We start from the raw sequence: 19,753 nt of genomic DNA, 5'->3' as shown, positions 1-19,753 counted from the left end.
GTCGCTCTGACGCACTAGGCGGATGATGGAGGGCCGGCCGGAACACCAGTGCGCAACGAACTGGTGTTCCGGCCGGCGCTTCTTGTGGGCTCAGCGCACCCTGATGAAGACCACGTCGTAACCGCTGTTCGTGGCGCGGGACTTGACGTAGACGCCGTCGCCGCCGCCGTTGGGGTTGCTGGTGTTGCCCTCGACGGTGGTGAAGGACGACCCGGACACCGTCCGCACGATGCCGATGTGCTCGTTGCCGCCGGTGAAGTCGCTTCCGCCGTCCCAGTCGAAGGCCACGATGTCACCGGGCTGGGGGCTGGTGGTCACCGACAGGTGGTAGTTGCCGGCCCGCGCCTGCTTGACCCAGCCCGAGACGTAGGAGTTGCGGTAGGAGCTGGCCCCGGTCTGCTGGGCCACCCAGCTCACGAAGGCCGCGCACCAGGCGTAGCTGCTGGTGGACAGCGAAAGACCCACGGACGCGCCGTAGCTGTTCGCGCGGGCGCTGCCCTCGACCGTGCCGGCCTCGGCCGCCGCCACGTCGAGGATCCTGGCGTATCCGCCGCCGGGCGGGGGCGACGATGGCGGGGTGACCGCGCCGTACAGGGCGGCCTTGGTGTTCGGTCCCACCTGGCCGTCGACCGAGAGACCCTTCTCGGCCTGGAAGTCCCTGACGGCGCTGCCGGTGAGCGGGCCGAAGTCGCCGTCGACCGCGAGATCGGCGCCGTGGTGGTTGAGCAGGCTCTGCAACTCGGTGACACAGCCGCTGCGCTGGCCCTGAACGATCTCGTTCGGGCAGGATGCGGAGTTCAGGTTGACCGGCGCGGGTGCGCCATTGCCGCCGCCACCACCGATGTTCGAGTACAGGGCGGCCTTGGTGTTCGGACCGACCTGGCCGTCGACGGACAGGCCGCTCGCGGACTGGAACGCCTTGACGGCCGCCAGGGTCTGCGGGCCGAAACTGCCGTCGACGTCGAGGCTCTGTCCCTTGCCGTTCAGCAGGGACTGCAGCGTGGCGACGCAACCGCCGCTCTGCCCCTCCACGATGTTCGCCGGGCAGGACGCCGACCTCAGGTCCAGGCCCGTCGACGGTGACTCGTCGGTGTCGTACAGCGCGCGCTTGGTGTTCGTGCCGACCTGGCCGTCGACCGTGAGGCCGTGGGCGGACTGGAAGCTTCGGACGGCACTCGCGGTGCCGGCACCGAAGTCGCCGTCCACGTCGACCACGTAGCCGTGGTGGATGAGCAGCCGCTGGAGCTCGGTGACGCATCCGCCCTTGGCGCCCTGCACGAGGTTCGCGGGGCACGAGGAGGAGTTGAGGTTGACGGGGGCGGGTGCCGAGCCACCGGTCGCGTACAGCTTGCTCTTGGTCGCAGGGCCGACCCGGCCGTCCACGGCGATCGCGGTGGCGGCCTGGTACTCACGGACCGCGTACAGGGTGTTCGCGCCGAACTGGCCGTCCACCACCAGGCCCGCGCCGTGCGCGTTGAGCAGGTTCTGCAACTCCGTGACACAACCGCTCGTCTGGCCCTGCACGATCTCGTTGGGGCAGGACGCCGACGTCAGCCTGATCGGGGCCGGCGCCGCGGACGCCGGACCGGCACCGAGCACGATGCCGGCCGAGACCATCGCCGCGGTGGCGGCGAAGGTCCCGACGCGGATCCGCCACGGCGTGGCGGTGCGGTGCGTGTTCCGATGCGGTGGGTTCGCGTCTTCGGTGCGAACGAGGAATGCGAGTCTTCCCATGGCGACGAGGTTCTCCTTCGGTTGCGGGAGGGTGAGGCGTGAGGGAACCGGTACTGAGGGGGAGCGTGAACACAGATGCGCGGCCCGTCCCTGCCGGGCAGGGACGGGCCGCGCCCGGTCGTTCGACGAACGGCCCGGTCAGGCAGTCGTACGGGTCAGGCGGCGAAGCGCTTGAACGCGGCCCGGGTGCCCGGCCCGGCGATGCCGTCGATGGCGCCCGTGTAGCCGTAGCTGTCCTTCAGCAGTCGCTGCAGCGCCTTGATGGTGTTGGGGCCCGGGTCCCCGTCGATGTCGTCCGTGTAGCCCCAGTACGTCGCGAGGCAGCGCTGGAAGGCCTTCCAGCTGTTGGTGCCCAGCTGACCGTCGATGGCGCCCGTGTAGCCCCAGTAGTCCGCGAGGAAGTCCTGGACGTTCTTGGCCTCGGCCGAGGTCAGACCGAAGTTCTGCGTCGCGGCCACGGCGGCGGGCTGGGCTGCCGCCGCCGTCTGCGCGGTGCTCGCGGTCGCCGCGAAGCTGGTGCCCGCGGTCGCCACACTGCCGGCGGCGAGGCCGACAACGGCGATGAGGCCGGCGATGGTCCTGCCCAGAGCGTTCGGTCGCATGCGTTCCTCTTTCGGTTGTGGGGTCGGCACTTGCGCCGCCGGGCGGAGCAAGTGGCGGGACCAAGGTGCAGGGCTTGCGGGCACGGCCGCCACGGCTGGGGGACAGGTGGCGGTCTTCCGGGACGGTCACCCTGCTGAGCTGCGACGACAGCGTTCCGCGGGACGGTGATGTGGGACGCCTGTGACAGATGTGGCGTGCTCATGCAGAATGCGCAGCAGCGGAGGAGATCTCTGTTCACGCACTGACCATGCTGACGACCGCTTTGGGGGAAACATGCCGCGCTCCACGACGCTGCCCGCGGAACCGGACCCCAGCGCACGGCAGTTGGCGGCACGCTTACGCCGGCTGAAGGATCACAGCGAGCTGACGATGCGCCAGCTCGCGGCCAAGACCGGCTACAGCGCCAAGTCCTGGGAGCGGTACCTCGGAGGTACGTCGCTGCCGCCGCGGGAGGCGGTGGAGTCGCTGGCCCGGATCACCGGCACGGATCCCGTCCCCCTGCTGGCGTTGCACGAGATCGCCGTCGACACCCGGGCCGGCCGCCGCGCCAGGCCCACCGGGCAGCAGCGGGAACAGGGGCAACCGGAAAGTCCGACCGGCCCGCAAGTCGCATCACCGGCCACACCGAACACCGGCATCTCACCAAGGGCCACCGAACCGGCTCCCGGCCACTTCCCGCACCTCGCCCTCACCGCAGGCGTCGCCGCCCTGGCCGTAGCCCTCTTGGCGGCGCTGCTGCTCGTGCTGCGCCTCGGCGACGACACCACCCCGGCGGCCGTCACCGTCCCGCCCCGCACCACCGCCTCCTCCCCACCGCCCTCCTACACCTGCCGCATCACCCGAATCGACGGCCGTTGGTCGGCCGGCATCAACAAGGGTCGCAACACCGAGATCGTCTACGGCGCCACGGGCGCCGACGTCGCCGAGGCGCAGTGTCTGCTGCGCCGGGCGGGCATCTCACCCGGCGGGATCGACGGAATGTTCGGCCCGCTGACGCTGCGGGCGGTCAAGACGTTCCAGCAGCGCGCGGGCCTTGTCGTGGACGGCATGCTGGGCCCGCGCTCCTGGAAGGCGTTGCGCGGATGACACCCGGCGCACCCTCGCCGCCGGGTGCCCGACTGGCTGCCGTACTCCAGCAGTTGCGGCAGCGCACCGGACTGAGCCTCGCGCAGCTCGCGAACGCGACCACCTACAGCAAGTCGTCCTGGGAGCGCTACCTCAACGCCAAGAGCCTGCCACCGCGCAGCGCGGTCAGAGAGCTGTGCCGTCTCGCCGACGAACCCGCCGACCGCTCGTTGGCGCTCCTGGACATCGCCCGCGCGGACCGGACAGACGACAGCACGCCGACCCAGGGAACACCGGCCCGACAGCGCACGGCCGCCCGGACGGACACGCCGGCCCCCGCCCCCACCACCGGCCGAACCGACACCGGCCCGAGCGAGACGGCCCCGACTGACCACGACCACAGGCGCGTGAACGTCGTCACCGCCCTCACGTCGATCTGCGCCGTCGTCCTCGGCACGCTCGTGATCGTCAACCTTCCCCCGTCGCACCGTGAGGAGGCGCCACCGTCCACCCTGCCCCCTGTGGCGACCGGGGCGCTGTGCCGGCACACCGCCTGTCAGGACAAGGACCCGATCACGACGAGATGTGGTGCCGAGCCGCTGACCCTCGCCGAACACGAGTCCGCTACCGGCGCCTGGATCCAGATCCGCTACAGCCAGGAGTGCGGGACGAGCTGGGCCCGGATGTGGGGCGCTGTCGTGGGCGACCGCGTCGAGATCCGGGCAGGAGGCCCGCACGGCTCCCTGCACAGCGCCCAGGTCACCACCCCGCACGAGGCGGACACCTACGTCCACACCCTCATGAGCGTGGTCGGCCCCGGAACATCCGTGCGGGCCTGCTTCAGCCCTGCGGCCGGCGGCGGAAAGGAATGCTTCAAGGCCATTCCCCGCATGGGACTGTGATCTTGCCCTGAACACGGCCGTCGGGAGCGGTCAAGGTGCGACTGCGTCGTTTGCCGTCTGGCCGAATGGAGGCCCGGCTGCCCGCCCATGAGAGCAGGAGGACGCCACCTCCGGATGCGGCGGAGCGGCCCATGGGCATCACAGCTGACGGCCATCTGCGGCAACGGGTGCGCGGGGCCCTTCGGCGTACGGAACAGGACTACTCGGGTGCGCTGGGCAGACCGTTGGGCGGATGTGCCGCGGCCCTGGCGGGGTTCGGGATGTACAACGCGGCCTGGGCGACGGCGGTACGGCTCCGGAGCGGCCGCTGCCCGACCGGCCCGAGCCGTGGGACGTGCTCCTGACCTCCGCGGCCACGTTCCGGGAGGCGCAGTCCGAGGACGGCAGGGAGACAGTGAACCTGCCAACGGCGTGGTGGATGTACGACCTCCTGCCCGCTCCCCGCGCCGCGCAGGCCGTACCTCCGTATAATTGCGCTCATCTGTGAGGTGCCTGCGACAAACGGGCACCGTTCCGCTTACGCATCGCTGTCCTGGGAACTTGGTGGTGCACGACACGCCGCCGCAGCCCCCGCTGAGGGATCGCCCGGGGACGGGACGGCGTCACGCACCTCAAGGAGCGACCGTGAGCATTCGTATCGGAGTGGAGGAAGAGTTCCACGTCCTGGAGGTGGAGACCGGGCTGCTTGTGCCGCGTGCCGCCCTCGTCCTGCGACGCCTCCCCCAGCGGACCTTCACGACCGAGCTGCACCAGTCCACCGTGGAGTCCAACAGCGCAGTGCACTCGACGCTGCACGATCTGTACGCCGACCTCTCCACCACGAGACGGCAGCTCGACGCCGCCGCCTCCTCGCTGGGGCTGGCGGCCGTGGCCGCCGGTACGGCCCCGCTGGCACCCGGTGCCTCCGCCCACCCCACCGCCGGTACGCGCTACCGCCACATGGTCGAGGAGTACGGCAAGGTCGCCGACGAGCAGCTCATCTGCGGCGCCCAGGTCCACGTCGACATCCCCGACCGCGACACGGCGGTACGGGTGATGTGTGCCGTCTCTCCCTGGCTGCCCGTACTCCTGGCGCTGTCCGCCAGCTCTCCGTTCTGGCAGGGGTCGGACACCGGCTACGCCAGCTGGCGCACCGTGCTGTGGCAGCGCTGGCCCACCGCGGGTCCGGCCCCGTGCTTCGCGAACGCGGCCGAGTACGACGCCGCGGTACAGGACCTCATCCAGGCCGGGATCATCAGCGACGCGGGGATGATCTATTACGACCTCCGCCCGTCCGCGCATCTGCCGACGCTGGAACTCCGGATCTGTGACGCCTGCCCCCGCGTGGAGACTGTCGTGCTCATCGCCGGACTGTTCCGCGCCCTGGTCACCGAGGCTCTCGGGCGGCTCGCGAAAGGCGGGGCACGGGCGTGCGACGGGCGGCACGAATGGCTGCGCGGCGCCTCCTGGCGGGCCGCCCGGTCCGGCCTCGAGGGCACCCTGGTCGACCCCGAGACCCACCGGGAAACACCCGCGCCCCGGGTCGCGCGCAAGCTCCTCACCCGACTGCGCCCCGCGCTCGAGACGCACGGTGACTGGCGCACCGTAAAGCCGCTGACCGAGGCGGCCCTCGCCGACGGCAGCGCCGCCCGGCGCATGCGCCGCACGGCACAGGAGGAAGACCTGCTGTCCTGCGTCGACATGCTGATCGCCGAGACCCGAGGCGAGCGCAGGGGACGCAGGCCGGCACCCGCCGACCGCGGGAACATGCCGCCCTTCGGGATGGGCACGGCCGGTCCCCCCGTCGACTCCGGGGCTCCGGAGGCCATCGGCCACTGAGGGGCCGGTGACCGCCATGAGCGGCGCAGGACGCCCCGCGGCATCACTCCACCTGTTCACGAGAGGCTTCATCATGTCCAGCAGCCCCCTCAGGATCGTGACCGGCACGCGCGCCCCCGCACCCCCGTACCGGCACGCACCCTGTGGTGTCCGGAAGGGAGGCGGCCTGTCATGTGCGGTGTGAGCGGGGAGATCCGCTTCGACGGCCGAAGGCCCGACCTCGGGGCCGTGCAACGCATGACTGACCGGCTGACCACGCGCGGACCCGACGGCGAGGGAATCTGGACACATGGCGCGGTGGCGCTGGGACACCGACGACTGAAGATCATCGACCTGTCGGATCTCGGAGCACAGCCGATGACCGACACCGGGGGCGAGCTCACCGGAGTCTTCAACGGCTGCGTGTACAACTACCGGGAACTGCGCGAAGAGCTCCGCCGCCTCGGCCACCGCTTCGAGTCGACGTCCGACACCGAGGTGGTGCTGAAGGCCTACCGGCAGTGGGGGACCGCCTGCGTCGAGCACTTCTACGGCATGTTCGCCTTCGCCCTCGTCGAACACCGCACCGGCCGCGTGGTGCTCGGCCGTGACCGGCTGGGCATCAAACCGCTGTACCTGGCCCGGACACCGGGCAGGCTGCGGTTCGCCTCCTCGCTGCCCGCCCTCCTCGCCGCCGGGGGCGTGGACACCTCGCTCGATCCTGTCGCCGTCCACCAGTACCTGAGCTGGCACGCCACCGTGGCGGCACCGCGCACCGTCCTCAACGGGGTGCGCAAGCTCCCTCCGGCCACCGTGCGCGTAGTCGAGCCCGACGGCACCCACCGGGACCACCGGTACTGGCAGCCGTCGTACACGCGGCGAACGGAACACGCGGGCATGGGCCCCGACGAGTGGCGTGACATGGTCCTGGAGGCGCTGCGTACGGCCGTACGCCGCCGGATGGTCTCCGACGTGCAGGTCGGAGTGCTGCTGTCGGGCGGCCTCGACTCCAGTCTGATCGTCGCGCTGCTCGCCGAGGAGGGCCAGCGCGACCTGATGACGTTCAGCGTCGGGTTCGAGGCGGAGGGCGGGGAGGAGGGCGACGAGTTCCGGTACTCGGATCTGGTCGCCCGGGAGTTCGGCACCGACCACCATCGGCTGATGGTCCCCTCCGACCGGGTCTCGACAGCCCTGGACGGGGCGGTCGCGGCGATGAGCGAGCCGATGACCAGCCACGACGTGGTCGCCTTCTACCTCCTGTCCGAACAGGTGTCCAAGGATGTGAAGGTCGTGCAGAGCGGGCAGGGCGCCGACGAGGTCTTCGCCGGCTACCACTGGTATCCGCAGCTGGCCGAGGTCGCCCGCGAGGAGGAACCGGAGCGCTACGCCGAGACGTACTTCGACCGGCCGCACGCCGATCTCGCCCACGTCCTCCAGCCCTCCATGCTGACCGCCGACGACGTCTCGGGCCGCTTCGTCAGGGAGCACATGGCGGTACCCGGCGCGCAGACCGCCCTGGACGCGGCCCTTCGGCTCGACACCTTCGTCATGCTCGTGGACGACCCCGTCAAGCGCGTCGACAACATGACCATGGCCTGGGGCCTGGAGGCCCGGGTGCCGTTCCTCGACCACGAACTGGTGGAACTGGCCGCGGCCTGCCCACCGGAACTCAAACTGGCCGACGGCGGCAAGGGCGTGCTCAAGGAAGCGGGCCGCAAGGTTCTGCCTCTCGAAGTCGTCGACCGCCCCAAGGGCTACTTCCCGGTCCCGGCGATCAAGCACATGGCGGGTCCCGTCCTGAACCGGGTCCGCGAGGCACTGGAGGCCCCCGAGGCGAAAGGCCGGGCCGTCTTCCAGGAGTCGTACGTGGCCGAACTGCTCGCGGCGCCCGACGCGCACCGGACCAAACGCGGAGCCAACGCCCTGTGGCAGGTAGCTTTGCTGGAGATATGGCTGCAGACGCACGGGATCAAGTGACCGAGGAGCCGACCGCACGGATCTCGCGCGGAGCGGCGCCCGCCCCGTGGCCGGACGCCCACCCGACCGGCTGCGCCGCCGCCCCGGCCCCTGTGCCGTTGCCCGAGGCCGGAGGCCCCCGGAACGTCGTGACCCGGCTGCAGGCACACGGCTGCTGGTACCCCTCCGCCGACCCCGAGGGCACCTGGGTCGCGTTCATCTGCGACCGCGGCGGCGTCCCCCAGCTGTGGGCCGGCCCCGTCGACGGTGACGACGTGCACCTGCTCGACTCCTCCCCGGACCCCGTCAAAGAGGTCTCCTGGTCACCGGACGGCCGCTGGATCGCCTACACCACCGCACCGGGCGGCGGCGAACACACCCGGGTGCTGTGCGTGCGGCCCGACGGCTCCGACCGGCACATCCTGGCCGGCGCCGACCCGGCCGAATCCGCCCACCTGGGCCGCTGGGCGCACGACGGCTCGGCCGTCGCCGTCACCGTCGCCGCCCCGCCCACCCGCGCGTACGGAGACGGTACGGGGGACCCCGTGGACGTCGGGTCCGCCGAAAGCCACCCCGACGGCACCCGCCTGCCGGCCGACTGGGCCGACCGCGACGGCCACCCGACGCTCCTGCGTGCGGCCGCGTACGACGTGGGACCGGGGACAGGGCCGACCGCACCACAGATCGACCTCACCACCCCGGCGGCACCCGCCGTCCGCTCCGGCGGCGGCCTGTCCGCCTACCTGATCGATCCCGACGGCCTGGCATCACCCGTCCTGCTCGCCACCGAGACGCACGCCGCCACCCTGCGCGTGTGCGACCTCAGTCGCGACGGCGCGCTCGTGCTGCTGCGGCGGGGGCCGCGCGGACGCCGGGAAGCGGTCCTCCGGCGCATCGCCGACTCGGCGACGACCTGCACCGTTCCCGTCGCCGACGGCGATCCGTGGATCGGCCGGTTCTCACCCGACGCGCGGACGCTGTGGCTGCGCAGCAACGCCGACCGCGAGTACGCGGCACTGGTCGCCGTCGCTCTCGACGCCGACGGCACCCCGCGCGGCAGGTCTGTAGTGGCGGAGCGCGAGGGCAGCGACCTCGAACTGCTGGCCTTCGCCCACGGCGGCCGCACCGCCGTGCTGGCGTGGAACGTGCAGGGCGCGAGCGAACTCGAATCCATGGCGATCTCCCCGACTGCACCCGCCCCGGACGGCCCGGTCGGGACGACCAGTCGCATCCCCCTGCCCCACGAAGTCGTCACGCGGATCGTGGCGGCCGGCCCGGGGGGACTGGTGCTGGCACTGTCCGGCTCGCAGCGTCGGCCGGGTGTATGGACCCACGACGGCGCGTATACGCCCCGCACTCCGTGGTCCTCCCGTGACGAGGACGCCGTCCCACCGGGCCGCCCGCCCGTGCGCCCCGTCCCCCTGCGCCTCACGGCCCGGGACGGACTGCCGCTGAGCGGCTGGTACTACCGGGCACCGGGGCGCCCCTCGGGCGAGCCGGCGCCCTGCGTGATCCATCTGCACGGCGGTCCCGAGGAACAGGAACGCCCGGTGTTCAACCCGCTCTACCACGAGCTGCTGGGGCGCGGACTGGATGTCTTCGCCCCCGATGTCCGCGGCTCCTCGGGGCACGGCAGGTCGTTCGTCGACGCCGACCTCGGCGCCGGCCGCTTCGCCGCTCTGGACGACGTGGCGGACTGCGCGACCCACGCCGTGACGGCCGGTCCGGCCGACCCGACCCGGCTGGCGGTCATGGGCCGCTCGTACGGCGGCTATCTGACCTTCGCCTCCCTCGTGTGGCACCCGGGTCTGTTCCGTACCGGCGTCGCCGTCTGCGGCATGTCCGACCTGCTGACCTTCTTCGCCGGTACGGAGCCCTGGCTCGCGGAGTCGGCGGCACACAAGTACGGCCACCCCGAGCACGACCGCGAGCTGCTGCGCACCCTCTCCCCGATGAGCCGCATCGACGCCCTGCGGGTCCCGCTGCTCGCCGTCCACGGCGAACACGACACCAACGTGCCACCGGGGGAGTCCGAGCAGTTCGTACGGGCCGCGCGTGCACGCGGTGTCGCCGCCGAACTCCTCACTCTGCGCGACGAGGGCCACGACTTCCTGCGCGCGGACAACCGGCGACTTTTCCGCCGGGCGGCGGCGGACTGGATGGAGCGCCACCTCCCCCCGTGATTTTCTCGCCACCATGGGTGAGGGTTCGACCACCGGGCGGCTGGGGTACCCGATATGTCCACAAACCAACTGGAACCAACCGGAACTTTCCGGAGGTGATGGGAGTGACAACCTCTCCCAGGTCGTCGATGGAGACCCATCCCGACATCGTCGCCATGCGCAACCGTCATGAGATGGCGGAGCGCGCCACCAGCACGCCGAGGGCGCAGGCCATCGAATCCATGGCCTTCCTCACCGGCGTCTACCTGGCGGCCTCCCCATGGATCGCGGGGTTCAGCAACCTGTCCGCCCTGGCCATCAACAACCTCGTCGTCGGCATCGCCTACGCGCTGCTGATGAGCGGAGGTTTCGGCCGCGCCTACGAACGTACGCACAGCATGGCGTGGGCCGCCTGCGCGCTCGGCGCGTGGACCATCATCTCGCCATGGGCCGTCTCCGGTGACGTCAGCACCACCAGGACCATCTGGAACAACGTCATCGTCGGCGCCATCGGCCTCCTGATGGCTCTGGCCGCCAGTGCCGTCGCCAGCGAGAAGCGACCGTCGCGAGGAGAACGCACGTCCGTCTGAGTAGGCAGGATTTACCGTTGCTGCCCGCGGCCTGGCCCGCCCGGGCACAGGCAGGGCCGCGGCGTGGAGCCGCTGGTGGCGGACAGTGCCGGCGCCGAGCGGGCAACGAACCGCACAGCTGCCGCTCAGTGCGGAAGCTCCACCGTCACACAAGGGCTCAGCGCTCGCAGGAAGTCCGCCGCGTCGAACATCGCGTCCCCGGAAGCATGGTGTGGGGGACTTGCAGAGGATGTGCGTGGCTGCCGGTAGCGTGAGCGCCGTGATGGTGGGCACCGAAGAGACCCGGCTGGTCATCCTGCGCGGCAACAGTGCCTCGGGCAAGTCGTCCGTCGCGGCCGGCCTGCGCGAGAGGTTCGGCCGCGGTCTGGCCCTGGTCGGTCAGGACAACCTGCGCCGCATCGTGCTGCGCGAGCGGGACCGGCCGGGCGCGCCGAACATCGGACTGATCGACCTGACGGCCCGCTACGCCCTGGACGCCGGCTACCACGTCGTCGTCGAAGGGCTCCTGTACGCCGACCGCTACGGTGAGATGCTCGCCCGGCTGCGCGCCGACCACCGGGGCCCGACCCACGCCTACTACCTCCACGTGCCGTTCGAGCAGACCCTCGTCCGGCACGCCACCAAGCCGATCGCGAACGAGGTCGGCGAACCGCAGCTGCGCGACTGGTACCGCCCCCTGGACCTCCTGACAGGCGCGATCGAAACCGTCATCGAGGCCGACAGCACCCTGGAGGCGACCATCGACCGCATCATGCACGACACCGGCCTGGCCGCTCTTCCTGCTCTCGAACTCTGAGCAGTGGGCGGCCGGCCGTTCACTGCCATCGGTAGAACCCCTGACCGGACTTGCGGCCCAGCTCGCCGCGGGCGACCTTCTCCCGCAGCAGCCGCGGCGGCGCGAACCGCTCGCCGAGCGTCGCGTGCAGGTGCTCCGCGATGGCCAGGCGCACGTCGAGTCCCACCACGTCGGTCAGGCGCAGCGGGCCCATCGGGTGCCGGTAGCCGAGGCGCATGGCCGTGTCGATGGCCTCCGGGTCGGCGACGCCCTCCTCGACCATGCGGATCGCCTCAAGTCCGAGGGCGAGGCCGAGACGGCTGCTGGCGAACCCGGGCGAGTCCTTGACGACGACGTCCTGTTTGCCGAGGGCGTGCGTCCAGCGGACCGCCGAGGCCAGGGTCGGTGCTGCGGTGTCAGGCGTCAGGACCAGTTCGACGAGGGCGGACACCGGCACGGGATTGAAGAAGTGCATCCCGAGAAACCGCCCCGGAATCCTCAGGCCCGCCGCGAGTTCGGTGACGGACAGGGCACTGGTGTTGCTGGCCAGCACGCATCCGTCGTGCACGGCGTCCTCGGCGGCGGCGAGCAACTCGCCCTTGAGTGGCGCGTCTTCGAAGACCGCCTCGACTACCAGGTCGGTGTCGTGGGGCAGTTCGGCGACCGAGGAGACGACGGTCACCAGGTCCGGCACCGTGAGGTCCGGCAGGCCGGCGAGCGTCCCTTGCTCGGCCGCCTGCCGAAGTCCCTTGGCGACCCGCTCCATTGCCGCGGCCGCCGTGGCTCCGTCGCGCTCCACCACGACCACCCGCGACCCGGCGGCCGCGAAGGACTGGGCGATGCCGGAGCCCATGCGACCGCCGCCGACGACCCCCACCACTGCGGGTGGCGCTGCTGCCGAGGTCATGCCCGGCCTCCCTGCTTCTCCAGGAAGCGCGTCATCCGCTCCTCCTTGTCCGGGCTTTCGAAGAGCACCGCCTGGGCGAGGTCGTCGGCCAGCGGATGCGCCCCCTGGGCGTCGGTGACGAGCTTCGTGAGCCGCAGGGCGAGCGCCGAGGAGCGGGCCATCCGGTCGAGCAGCGCGTGCGCTTCGTCGGCCAGCCGGTCCTCCGCTACGACGTCCAGGACCAGCCCACAGCCGAGTGCGGCGGGGGCATCGAGGACGCGTCCGGCGAGCAGGACCTGCTTGGCCACCGACTCGCCCACCAGCTCGCGCAGCCGCCAGCACGCACCGGCGGCGGCGAGGATGCCCAGGCCCGGTTCGGGGTTGCCGAAGACCGCGTTGGGCCCGGCGAGCCTGACGTCACAGGCGTACGCCAGCTCGGCGCCGCCGCCCAGCGCCCAGCCGGGCACGGCGGCCACGGTGGGCAGCGGCAGCCTGCGTACCCGTTCGAACAGGCGGCTGTTGATCCCCTCCAGTGCCTCGTCCCGCCCGCGCCGCCGCAGTTCGCCGATGTCGGCACCGCCGGCGAAGACCCCGCCGTGCCCGGTGAGCAGGAGGAGCTTCGGGGTGTGCTCCAACTCCTCGCACACGCGGTGCAGTTCGGCGATCATGCGGGTGTTGATGGCGTTGCGGGCGGCAGGCCGCCGCAGGGTGACGACCACCCGGTCGGCGCGCTCCTCGACCGTCAGCGTCTCGTACGCCGTCTTCTCGTACGACGCCTCCTCGCGCGCGCTCACACCCGCTCCACGAGCATCGCCACACCCTGTCCGACCCCGACACACAGGGTCGCAAGGCCCCGTCGGCCGCCCTCGCGTTCCAGTCGGCCCAGCAGGGTGAGGAGGATGCGGGCGCCGGAGCAGCCCAGCGGGTGGCCGAGGGCGATGCCTCCGCCGTCGGCGTTGACGCGGTCGGGGTCGAGCTTCAGCCGTCGTACGACCGCCAGAGCCTGGGCGGCGAAAGCCTCGTTGAGCTCGATCGCGTCGAGGTCCTCGGCGGTCCAGCCCGCCCGTTCCAGCGCCTTGGCGGTGGCCGGCACCGGGCCGAGTCCCATCAGGTGAGGCTCGACCCCGGCCGAGGCGGCGGTGACGACCCGGGCCCGGGGAGTCAGTCGGTAGCGCTCCACCGCGGTTTCGCTCGCCACCACCAGAGCGGCACTCCCGTCGGACAGCGGTGAGGAGTTGCCCGCAGTGACGATCCCGCCCTGACGGAAGACGGTGCGCAGGCCGCTCAGCTGCTCCAACGTGGTCGTCGGCCGCGGCCCTTCGTCCTCGGTCACCTCACCGCTCGCGACCGGCACCGGGACGATCTCCGCCGCGAAACGGCCCGCCGTCCGCGCGTCCACCGCGCGTCGGTGGCTGCGCAGTGCGAAAGCGTCCGAGTCCAGGCGGCTGATGCCGTCCAGGGCGGCGAGGTTCTCCGCGGTCTCGCCCATCGACACGGTCGTCGTCGCCGGCAGGCGCGGGTTGGTGAAGCGCCAGCCGAGCGAGGTGTCGTGAACCTCGCCGGGCCGGGCCCAGGGCGTGCCCGGCTTGGCCGTCACCCACGGCGCACGGGTCATCGACTCGACCCCGCCGGCCACGACCAGCTCGGCATCGCCCGCACGGATCGACTGCGCCGCCGACGCGACGGCCGTAAGCCCCGAGGCGCACAGCCGGTTGACGGTGTATCCGGGCACGGTGTGCGGAAGCCCGGCCAGCAGTACGGCCATCCGCGCAACGTCCCGGTTGTCCTCGCCGGCCTGGTTCGCGGCGCCGAGGATCACCTCGTCCACGGCGTCGGCCGGGATTCCGGCGCGGCGCACGGCCTCGCCCACGACGAGCGCGGCCAGGTCGTCGGGGCGCACCGAGGCCAGCGCGCCGCCGTAACGGCCCTGCGGGGTACGGGCCCCGTCGATCAGGTAGACCTCATCGGACATCGGTGTGCTCCTCGGTGGAGGACTGCAGGACGGAGAATCGGCCGGTGACGAACGCCGGGTCGGTCAGGGTCGCGTTGGCCGCCGGGTTGGCCGACGTGCCGTGGAAGTCGCTGAAGGCGGCGGACTGGTTGGGGAACACCTTGCCGGTCGCGTACACGCAGGCGGTGAGCGCGCCGTGGCGCCGTACGGTGTCGTGCAGGACGCGCAGGGAGTGCGCGGTGTCGTCGGTGGCGATGACCAAGGAGACGGGACCGAACCACTCACTCGTGTAGGTCTTCATCCGTACGTCGGGGTGGGTGGCCAGGGCGTGAGCGGCGCGCTCCTCGGGCCGCGAGGCGGCCAGCAGCACCACGTCCGGGTCGAAACCGGCCTCCGCCAGGACCTCACGGGCGATCCGCACGGTGATCGCCAGTGGCAGCACGGCCCGCCGGTGCGGTTTGACGGTCACCGCGTTGCCCGTGACCAGACTCGCGAAGAGTCCCGGACAGCCGTTCCAGGTGGGAAACGTGTTGCAGGCGACGAGCACGGCCACGCCCCGGCCGACCGGGGTATAGGTCTTGTCCATGACCAGCGGTCCGCCGCGCCGCCGGGGCTTGCTCCAGCGAGCCGTGGCCGGATGGCGCCGCTGCGCCTCCCAGGCGTACGCCACCGCTTCGAGCCCGCGGTCCTGCGCGTGCGGACCGCCCGCCTGGAAGGCCATCACGAAGGGCGACCGGTGGTGTGCTGGACGGCGTGCGCGATTTCGAAGCTCGCCGCGTTGAGGCGGGCCAGGATCTCGGCCGCCACGCCGGCCCGGATGTCAGGGGTCGCCGAACGCCATGCCTGGGACGCAACCTTGGCGGTCGCGACGGCGGCTTCGGGCGCCAGATACGGGTAGCTGATGCCGAGGGGGAAGCCGTACGGCGACACCTCCGTGGCCGGGACGGTGCCGGTGGTGGGGTGCCCGGCGAGCGGGAACGCGCGGTCGAGCAGGGCGCGGAAGGCCGCCTCGCCCGACTCCGCCGCCCCGGCCCCGTACACCGAGGCGCTGCGGGTTTCCGGGTACGGCGTCCAGTAGCCGCTGTCGGTGGTGCGGGCCACGGCCTGTTCGAGCAGGTCCGCGTGGCGGGCGTAGAAGGTTGACATGAAAGCTCCAGGCCGAACGTTCGATCGGTTGGTGGGTGGATTGGGCCCAGGCGTGAGGGCGACGAGAAGAGAGGGTCGGTCAGATGTCGGCGAGCAGGATCGCCGGGCGTTCCACACAGTCGGCCACGAAGCGCAGGAAACCGCCGGCCGAACCGCCGTCACAGACCCGGTGATCGAAGCTGAGCGAGAGCTGCGTGACCTTGCGGACGGTGAGCTCGCCGTCGACGACCCAGGGTTTGTCGACGATGCGGCCCACGCCGAGGAGCGCCGCCTCCGGGTGGTTGATGATGGGCGTGGAGCCGTCGACGCCGAACACGCCGTAGTTGTTGAGGGTGAAGGTGCCCCCGGTCAGCAGGCCGGGCGGCAGGCTGCCGGTCCGGGCCAGTTCGGTCAACCGGGCGAGTTCCGCCGCGAGTTGGACGGTCGTCAGCCGGTGTGCGTCGCGGGCGACGGGGACGACGAGGCCCCGGTCGGTCTGGGCGGCGAAACCCACGTGCACCTCGTCGAAGCGCAGGATCTCCCGGCGCTCCGTGTCCACGGTCGAGTTGAGCTCGGGGTAACGGCGCAGACCGGCCACGCAGATGCGGGCCAGCAGCGCCAACAGCCCGACACGGCGGCCGGGTACGGCGGCTTCCAACGCCCTCTTGGCCTCAAGCAGCCCGGTCGCGTCCACGTCGACCCAGGTGGTGGCGTCGGGGATTTCGGTCCGGCTGCGTGTCAGCTTGTCCGCGACGGCCTTGCGGACGCCGCGCAGGGGGATGCGGACGGGGCCGTCGGAGACAGGTTCCGGTGTGGGCCGGGTCTCGGCCGGTACCGGTGTCGGTGCCGGTTCCTGGCGGGCGACCGCCTCTTCCACGTCCCGTCGCAGGACCACCCCGGCCGGACCCGAAGGCGTCAGCGCGGCGAGGTCGATGCCGTGGTCCCGGGCCACCCGCCGAACGAGGGGCGAGATGACGCGCGGAGCATGCGCCTCTGTGACCGGCGCCGGTGCGGGCGTCTCCGCAGCGGTGGCCATACGACGGCGGCGACGGCGAGGCTCGGGCTCGTGCCCGGTGCCGTAACCGATCAGGACGTTGCCGGAACCGGCCTGTTCCTCCTCGCGGTACCGCTCGGCGGCGGTGGTGTCCACCACGGCCCGTTCCGGTGCCGCGGGTACGGCCGCACCCACCGTGATCAGCGGTTCCCCCACCCCCAGCGGCGTGCCCGCCTCCGCATGCAGCCGCAACACCGTGCCCGCGTACGGCACCGGGACCTCGACCGCGGCCTTGGCGGTCTCCACCTCGACCACGATCTGGTCGACCGTCACGGTGTCGCCGACGGCGACCTTCCACTCGACGATCTCCGCGTCGGTCAGGCCCTCGCCGAGGTCGGGCAGCCGGAACACCTGCTCGTTCAGCGTCGCGGTGGTCATGCGACCGCTCCCTTCACAAGGTGCCGGGTGTCGGGCTCGTCGGCGAACTGCAGGCGGTCGACGGCGTCGAGGATCCTGTCGACACCGGGCAGATGCGCGTGCTCCAACTTCGGCGGCGGATACGGAATGTCGAAGCCGGTCACCCGCAGGACGGGAGCGGCGAGGGAGTGGAAGCAGCGCTCCTGCACCCGGGCGGCGATCTCCGCACCGACCCCGGCGAAGCCCTGCGCCTCCTGCACGACCACGCAGCGCCCGGTCCTGCGGACCGACTCCGTGACCGTCTCGTCGTCGAAGGGCACCAGGGTGCGCAGGTCCACGACCTCCAGCTCGATCCCGTCTTCGGCGGCGGCCTCGGCGGCCGCCAGGGCCACCGGGACCGAGGGGCCGTAAGCGACGACCGTGGCGTCACGCCCCGGGCGCCGGATCGCCGCCCGCCCGAACGGCAGTGCCCCGCGCGTGGTCAGGTCGGTGTCCTCGCGCGACCAGTACAGCTTCTTCGGCTCCAGGAAGACCACCGGGTCGGGGTCGGCGACCGCGTCCCGCAGCAGCCAGTACGCGTCCTCGGCCGTGGCCGGGGTGACGACCTTCAGGCCGGGGGTGTGCGCGTAGTAGGCCTCGCTGGAGTCGCAGTGGTGCTCGACCCCGCCGATCCCGCCGGCGTAGGGGATGCGGATCACCATGGGTAGGCCGATCCGTCCGCGGGTGCGGTTGCGCAGCTTGGCTACGTGCGAGGCGATCTGCTCGAACGCCGGGTAGGCGAAGGCGTCGAACTGCATCTCCACCACCGGCCGGAAGCCGCCCATCGCCATGCCGACCGCGAGGCCGACGATGCCGGCCTCCGCGAGCGGGGTGTCGAAGCAGCGTTGTTCGCCGAAGTCGCGGGTCAGCCCGTCCGTGATGCGGAAGACCCCGCCGAGCGGGCCGACGTCCTCACCGAAGACGAGGACCCGTTCGTCCTCGTGCAGCGCGTCGCGCAGGGCGGTGTTGAGCGCCTGCGCCATCGTGACCTTGGCCATCGTCGTCAGTCCTCCTGGGCCTGGGTGGCTTCTGCGAGCTCGACCGCCAACTGGGCACGCTGCTCGCGCAGTTGCGGGGTCGGTTCGGCGTAGACGTGGTCGAACAGTTCCAGCGGGTCGAGCACGGAGTCCGTGTTCATGCCGGCCCGCACCCGTGCCGCCAGTTCCTCGGCCTCCTCCCGTACGGCTGCCACGACCTCGTCGCTGAGAGCGCCCCGTGAGCGCAGATAGGTCTCCAGACGATCGACCGGGTCGGCGGCCCGCCACTGCTCGACCTCGTCGTCCTCCCGGTAGCGGGTGGCGTCGTCGGCGTTGGTGTGGGCGTCCATGCGGTAGGTGTGCGCCTCGACGAGCACGGGGCCGTTCCCGGCGCGGGCGTGCTCGACCGCGGAGGTCAGCACCGCGAGCACCGCGACGAGGTCGTTGCCGTCGACCTGCTCGGAGCGCACTCCGTAGCCGATGCCCTTGTACGCGAGGGCGGGCGCCGCGGTCTGGCGGGCCAGCGGTACGGAGATCGCGTACTTGTTGTTCTGGACGAAGAAGACGACCGGCGCGCGGAAGACGGCGGCGAAGTTGAGCGCCTCGTGGAAGTCGCCCTCGCTGGTCGCGCCGTCCCCGACCAGCGCCATGGCCACCCCGTCCTCGCCCTTGCGGCGCAGGGCCTCGGCCGTGCCGGTCGCGTGCAGCACCTGGGTGGCCAGCGGGGTGCACTGGGGCGCGGTACGGGTGGCGGCGGGGTCGTAGCCGCAGTGCCAGTCGCCGCGCAGCAGCGTCAGGACCTCGGCCGGGTCGATGCCCCGGGTGACCAGGGCGACGGAGTCGCGGTACGTCGGGAACAGCCAGTCGTCGGGGCGCAGCGCGAGCACGGCGCCGATCTGGCAGGCCTCCTGGCCGCGGCTGGACGGGTAGACGGCGAGGCGGCCCTGTTTGGTGAGGGCGGTCGCCTGGGTGTCGAACCGGCGGCCCAGGACCATCCGCCGCCAGGCCTCGAGCAGGACCTCGACGGGAGGCTCGGTGTGGTCGGCCGGCGGCCGGGCGACCGGTGTGCCGTCCTCGGCCACGAACCGCACCGGCGTCAGCGACGGCAGGAGGCCCTGGACCGTCTGGCGGAGGCTCTTCACGGACATGGAGGGCACTCGCTTTCTCTGGACACTTGACAGGAGAATGGTGGCCATAGCGGAATATGTGTTCAATAGCTCGGCCAAACCGGCGATGAACTGCCGAAACGAAGCGCCTTGGAGGACAAAGTGTCCGAGGAAATCCCACTGCCGGGGGCAGTGGCCGGACGAACTGCCGTCCCGCTCGACGACATCGACCGCGAGATCCTGAGCCGGCTCCTCCAGGACGGCCGGATCTCGGTCCGCGCCCTCGCCGAGCAGGTGCACATCTCCCGCGCCAACGCCTACACCCGCATCGGCCGGCTCGTGGCCGAGGACGTCATCACCGGCTTCACCGCGCAGCTCAACGCCCAGCGGGCGGGCCTGGGCACGAGCGCCTACGTGACGATGAGCATCGAGCAGAACGCCTGGCGCGACATCTCCCGCGAACTGCGCGAGATCCCCTACGTGGAGCACATCTCCCTCGTCACCGGCGACTTCGACGTCCTGGTACTCGTCCGCGCCCCGGACAACCTCGTGCTGCGCCAGGTCGTGCTGGAGAAGATCCAGGGGATCCTCGGGGTGCGCTCCACCCGGACCTGGCTGGTCTTCGACGAGGTGCGGGGGCGCGGCGCCACCTGGACGAACTGAGGACAGACGCG

16 protein-coding genes and 1 pseudogene are annotated in these 19,753 nt (G+C 71.7%); 8 read left to right on the top strand and 9 right to left on the bottom strand.

Translation table 11 applies throughout. From position 1 onward, the window contains the following. Positions 1-90: 90 nt before the first annotated feature. Positions 91-1,734, bottom strand: a complete 1,644-nt coding sequence (locus AB0D34_RS42340) for a peptidoglycan-binding protein (RefSeq protein ID WP_362672285.1) — start codon at positions 1,732-1,734, stop codon at positions 91-93. A gap of 155 nt (positions 1,735-1,889) precedes the next feature. After that, positions 1,890-2,336: a peptidoglycan-binding domain-containing protein gene (locus AB0D34_RS42335; protein ID WP_362672283.1), complete on the bottom strand. Its 447-nt coding sequence runs from the start codon at positions 2,334-2,336 to the stop codon at positions 1,890-1,892. A 274-nt stretch (positions 2,337-2,610) separates the two neighbouring features. On the opposite strand from AB0D34_RS42335, the gene AB0D34_RS42330 reads away from it, so the two are divergent. The 7 genes from AB0D34_RS42330 (at position 2,611) to AB0D34_RS42300 (ending at position 11,605) form a co-directional block, all read left to right on the top strand. Further along, a complete protein-coding gene (locus AB0D34_RS42330) occupies positions 2,611-3,423 on the top strand; it encodes a peptidoglycan-binding protein (RefSeq protein WP_362672280.1) in 813 nt (270 codons plus the stop codon). After that, positions 3,420-4,304, top strand: coding sequence for a DUF2690 domain-containing protein (locus AB0D34_RS42325; protein ID WP_362672277.1), 885 nt, complete (start codon positions 3,420-3,422; stop codon positions 4,302-4,304). The genes AB0D34_RS42330 and AB0D34_RS42325 overlap by 4 nt, the downstream gene beginning before the upstream one ends. Before the next feature lie 624 nt (positions 4,305-4,928). Continuing rightward, positions 4,929-6,122, top strand: coding sequence for a glutamate--cysteine ligase (locus AB0D34_RS42320; protein WP_362672275.1), 1,194 nt, complete (start codon positions 4,929-4,931; stop codon positions 6,120-6,122). A 171-nt stretch (positions 6,123-6,293) separates the two neighbouring features. Then, a complete protein-coding gene (locus AB0D34_RS42315; RefSeq protein ID WP_362672274.1) occupies positions 6,294-8,078 on the top strand; it encodes an N-acetylglutaminylglutamine amidotransferase in 1,785 nt (594 codons plus the stop codon). Continuing rightward, positions 8,051-10,240 (top strand): prolyl oligopeptidase family serine peptidase, encoded by a 2,190-nt coding sequence (locus AB0D34_RS42310; RefSeq protein ID WP_362672272.1) that lies wholly within the window; start codon positions 8,051-8,053, stop codon positions 10,238-10,240. The genes AB0D34_RS42315 and AB0D34_RS42310 overlap by 28 nt, the downstream gene beginning before the upstream one ends. A 128-nt stretch (positions 10,241-10,368) precedes the next feature. Next, positions 10,369-10,809: an SPW repeat protein gene (locus AB0D34_RS42305; RefSeq protein ID WP_362672314.1), complete on the top strand. Its 441-nt coding sequence runs from the start codon at positions 10,369-10,371 to the stop codon at positions 10,807-10,809. 229 nt (positions 10,810-11,038) lie between these two features. Then, positions 11,039-11,605 (top strand): AAA family ATPase, encoded by a 567-nt coding sequence (locus AB0D34_RS42300; protein WP_362672269.1) that lies wholly within the window; start codon positions 11,039-11,041, stop codon positions 11,603-11,605. A gap of 19 nt (positions 11,606-11,624) precedes the next feature. Here the strand turns inward: AB0D34_RS42300 and AB0D34_RS42295 are convergent, their stop codons facing one another. The 7 genes and pseudogenes from AB0D34_RS42295 to pdhA all read right to left on the bottom strand — a co-directional run bounded on the left by AB0D34_RS42295 (position 11,625) and on the right by pdhA (position 19,121). Next, positions 11,625-12,491, bottom strand: coding sequence for a 3-hydroxyacyl-CoA dehydrogenase family protein (locus AB0D34_RS42295; RefSeq protein WP_362672267.1), 867 nt, complete (start codon positions 12,489-12,491; stop codon positions 11,625-11,627). Then, positions 12,488-13,264, bottom strand: coding sequence for an enoyl-CoA hydratase/isomerase family protein (locus AB0D34_RS42290; protein WP_362672264.1), 777 nt, complete (start codon positions 13,262-13,264; stop codon positions 12,488-12,490). Before AB0D34_RS42290 ends, AB0D34_RS42295 begins: the two co-directional genes overlap by 4 nt. After that, positions 13,261-14,442 carry an acetyl-CoA C-acyltransferase gene (locus AB0D34_RS42285; protein ID WP_362672261.1) on the bottom strand — a complete coding sequence of 394 codons (1,182 nt, stop codon included), beginning with the start codon at positions 14,440-14,442 and terminating at the stop codon, positions 13,261-13,263. Before AB0D34_RS42285 ends, AB0D34_RS42290 begins: the two co-directional genes overlap by 4 nt. After that, positions 14,432-15,567 (bottom strand): annotated as a pseudogene (locus tag AB0D34_RS42280) (aldehyde dehydrogenase family protein). Before AB0D34_RS42280 ends, AB0D34_RS42285 begins: the two are co-directional and overlap by 11 nt. 79 nt (positions 15,568-15,646) lie before the next feature. Further along, on the bottom strand, positions 15,647-16,978 hold the full coding sequence (locus AB0D34_RS42275) for a dihydrolipoamide acetyltransferase family protein (RefSeq protein ID WP_362672259.1): 1,332 nt from the start codon (positions 16,976-16,978) through the stop codon (positions 15,647-15,649). Next, on the bottom strand, positions 16,975-17,994 hold the full coding sequence (locus AB0D34_RS42270; RefSeq protein WP_362672257.1) for an alpha-ketoacid dehydrogenase subunit beta: 1,020 nt from the start codon (positions 17,992-17,994) through the stop codon (positions 16,975-16,977). The genes AB0D34_RS42275 and AB0D34_RS42270 overlap by 4 nt, the downstream gene beginning before the upstream one ends. A 5-nt stretch (positions 17,995-17,999) precedes the next feature. Then, positions 18,000-19,121 carry a pyruvate dehydrogenase (acetyl-transferring) E1 component subunit alpha gene (pdhA, locus tag AB0D34_RS42265; protein WP_362672255.1) on the bottom strand — a complete coding sequence of 374 codons (1,122 nt, stop codon included), beginning with the start codon at positions 19,119-19,121 and terminating at the stop codon, positions 18,000-18,002. A gap of 120 nt (positions 19,122-19,241) precedes the next feature. Here pdhA and AB0D34_RS42260 point away from each other — a divergent pair, with 120 nt between their 5' ends. Then, a complete protein-coding gene (locus AB0D34_RS42260) occupies positions 19,242-19,742 on the top strand; it encodes an Lrp/AsnC family transcriptional regulator (protein WP_362672252.1) in 501 nt (166 codons plus the stop codon). Positions 19,743-19,753: the final 11 nt, after the last annotated feature.

Source organism: Streptomyces sp. NPDC048420 (assembly GCF_040651535.1).
Lineage (GTDB): Bacteria > Actinomycetota > Actinomycetes > Streptomycetales > Streptomycetaceae > Streptomyces.
Note: the sequence above shows the minus strand (reverse complement) of the source record. Positions and strands in the feature narration are given on the sequence as shown.

What these genes read in the sequence shown, in the direction of transcription:
- AB0D34_RS42340 (WP_362672285.1), bottom strand. Translation starts at nt 1,734, where the DNA reads ATGGGAAGACTCGCATTCCTCGTTCGCACCGAAGACGCGAACCCACCG.
- AB0D34_RS42335 (WP_362672283.1), bottom strand. Translation starts at nt 2,336, where the DNA reads ATGCGACCGAACGCTCTGGGCAGGACCATCGCCGGCCTCATCGCCGTT.
- AB0D34_RS42330 (WP_362672280.1), top strand. Translation starts at nt 2,611, where the DNA reads ATGCCGCGCTCCACGACGCTGCCCGCGGAACCGGACCCCAGCGCACGG.
- AB0D34_RS42325 (WP_362672277.1), top strand. Translation starts at nt 3,420, where the DNA reads ATGACACCCGGCGCACCCTCGCCGCCGGGTGCCCGACTGGCTGCCGTA.
- AB0D34_RS42315 (WP_362672274.1), top strand. Translation starts at nt 6,294, where the DNA reads ATGTGCGGTGTGAGCGGGGAGATCCGCTTCGACGGCCGAAGGCCCGAC.
- AB0D34_RS42310 (WP_362672272.1), top strand. Translation starts at nt 8,051, where the DNA reads ATGGCTGCAGACGCACGGGATCAAGTGACCGAGGAGCCGACCGCACGG.
- AB0D34_RS42305 (WP_362672314.1), top strand. Translation starts at nt 10,369, where the DNA reads ATGGAGACCCATCCCGACATCGTCGCCATGCGCAACCGTCATGAGATG.
- AB0D34_RS42300 (WP_362672269.1), top strand. Translation starts at nt 11,039, where the DNA reads ATGTGCGTGGCTGCCGGTAGCGTGAGCGCCGTGATGGTGGGCACCGAA.
- AB0D34_RS42295 (WP_362672267.1), bottom strand. Translation starts at nt 12,491, where the DNA reads ATGACCTCGGCAGCAGCGCCACCCGCAGTGGTGGGGGTCGTCGGCGGC.
- AB0D34_RS42285 (WP_362672261.1), bottom strand. Translation starts at nt 14,442, where the DNA reads ATGTCCGATGAGGTCTACCTGATCGACGGGGCCCGTACCCCGCAGGGC.
- AB0D34_RS42275 (WP_362672259.1), bottom strand. Translation starts at nt 16,978, where the DNA reads ATGACCACCGCGACGCTGAACGAGCAGGTGTTCCGGCTGCCCGACCTC.
- AB0D34_RS42270 (WP_362672257.1), bottom strand. Translation starts at nt 17,994, where the DNA reads ATGGCCAAGGTCACGATGGCGCAGGCGCTCAACACCGCCCTGCGCGAC.
- pdhA (WP_362672255.1), bottom strand. Translation starts at nt 19,121, where the DNA reads ATGTCCGTGAAGAGCCTCCGCCAGACGGTCCAGGGCCTCCTGCCGTCG.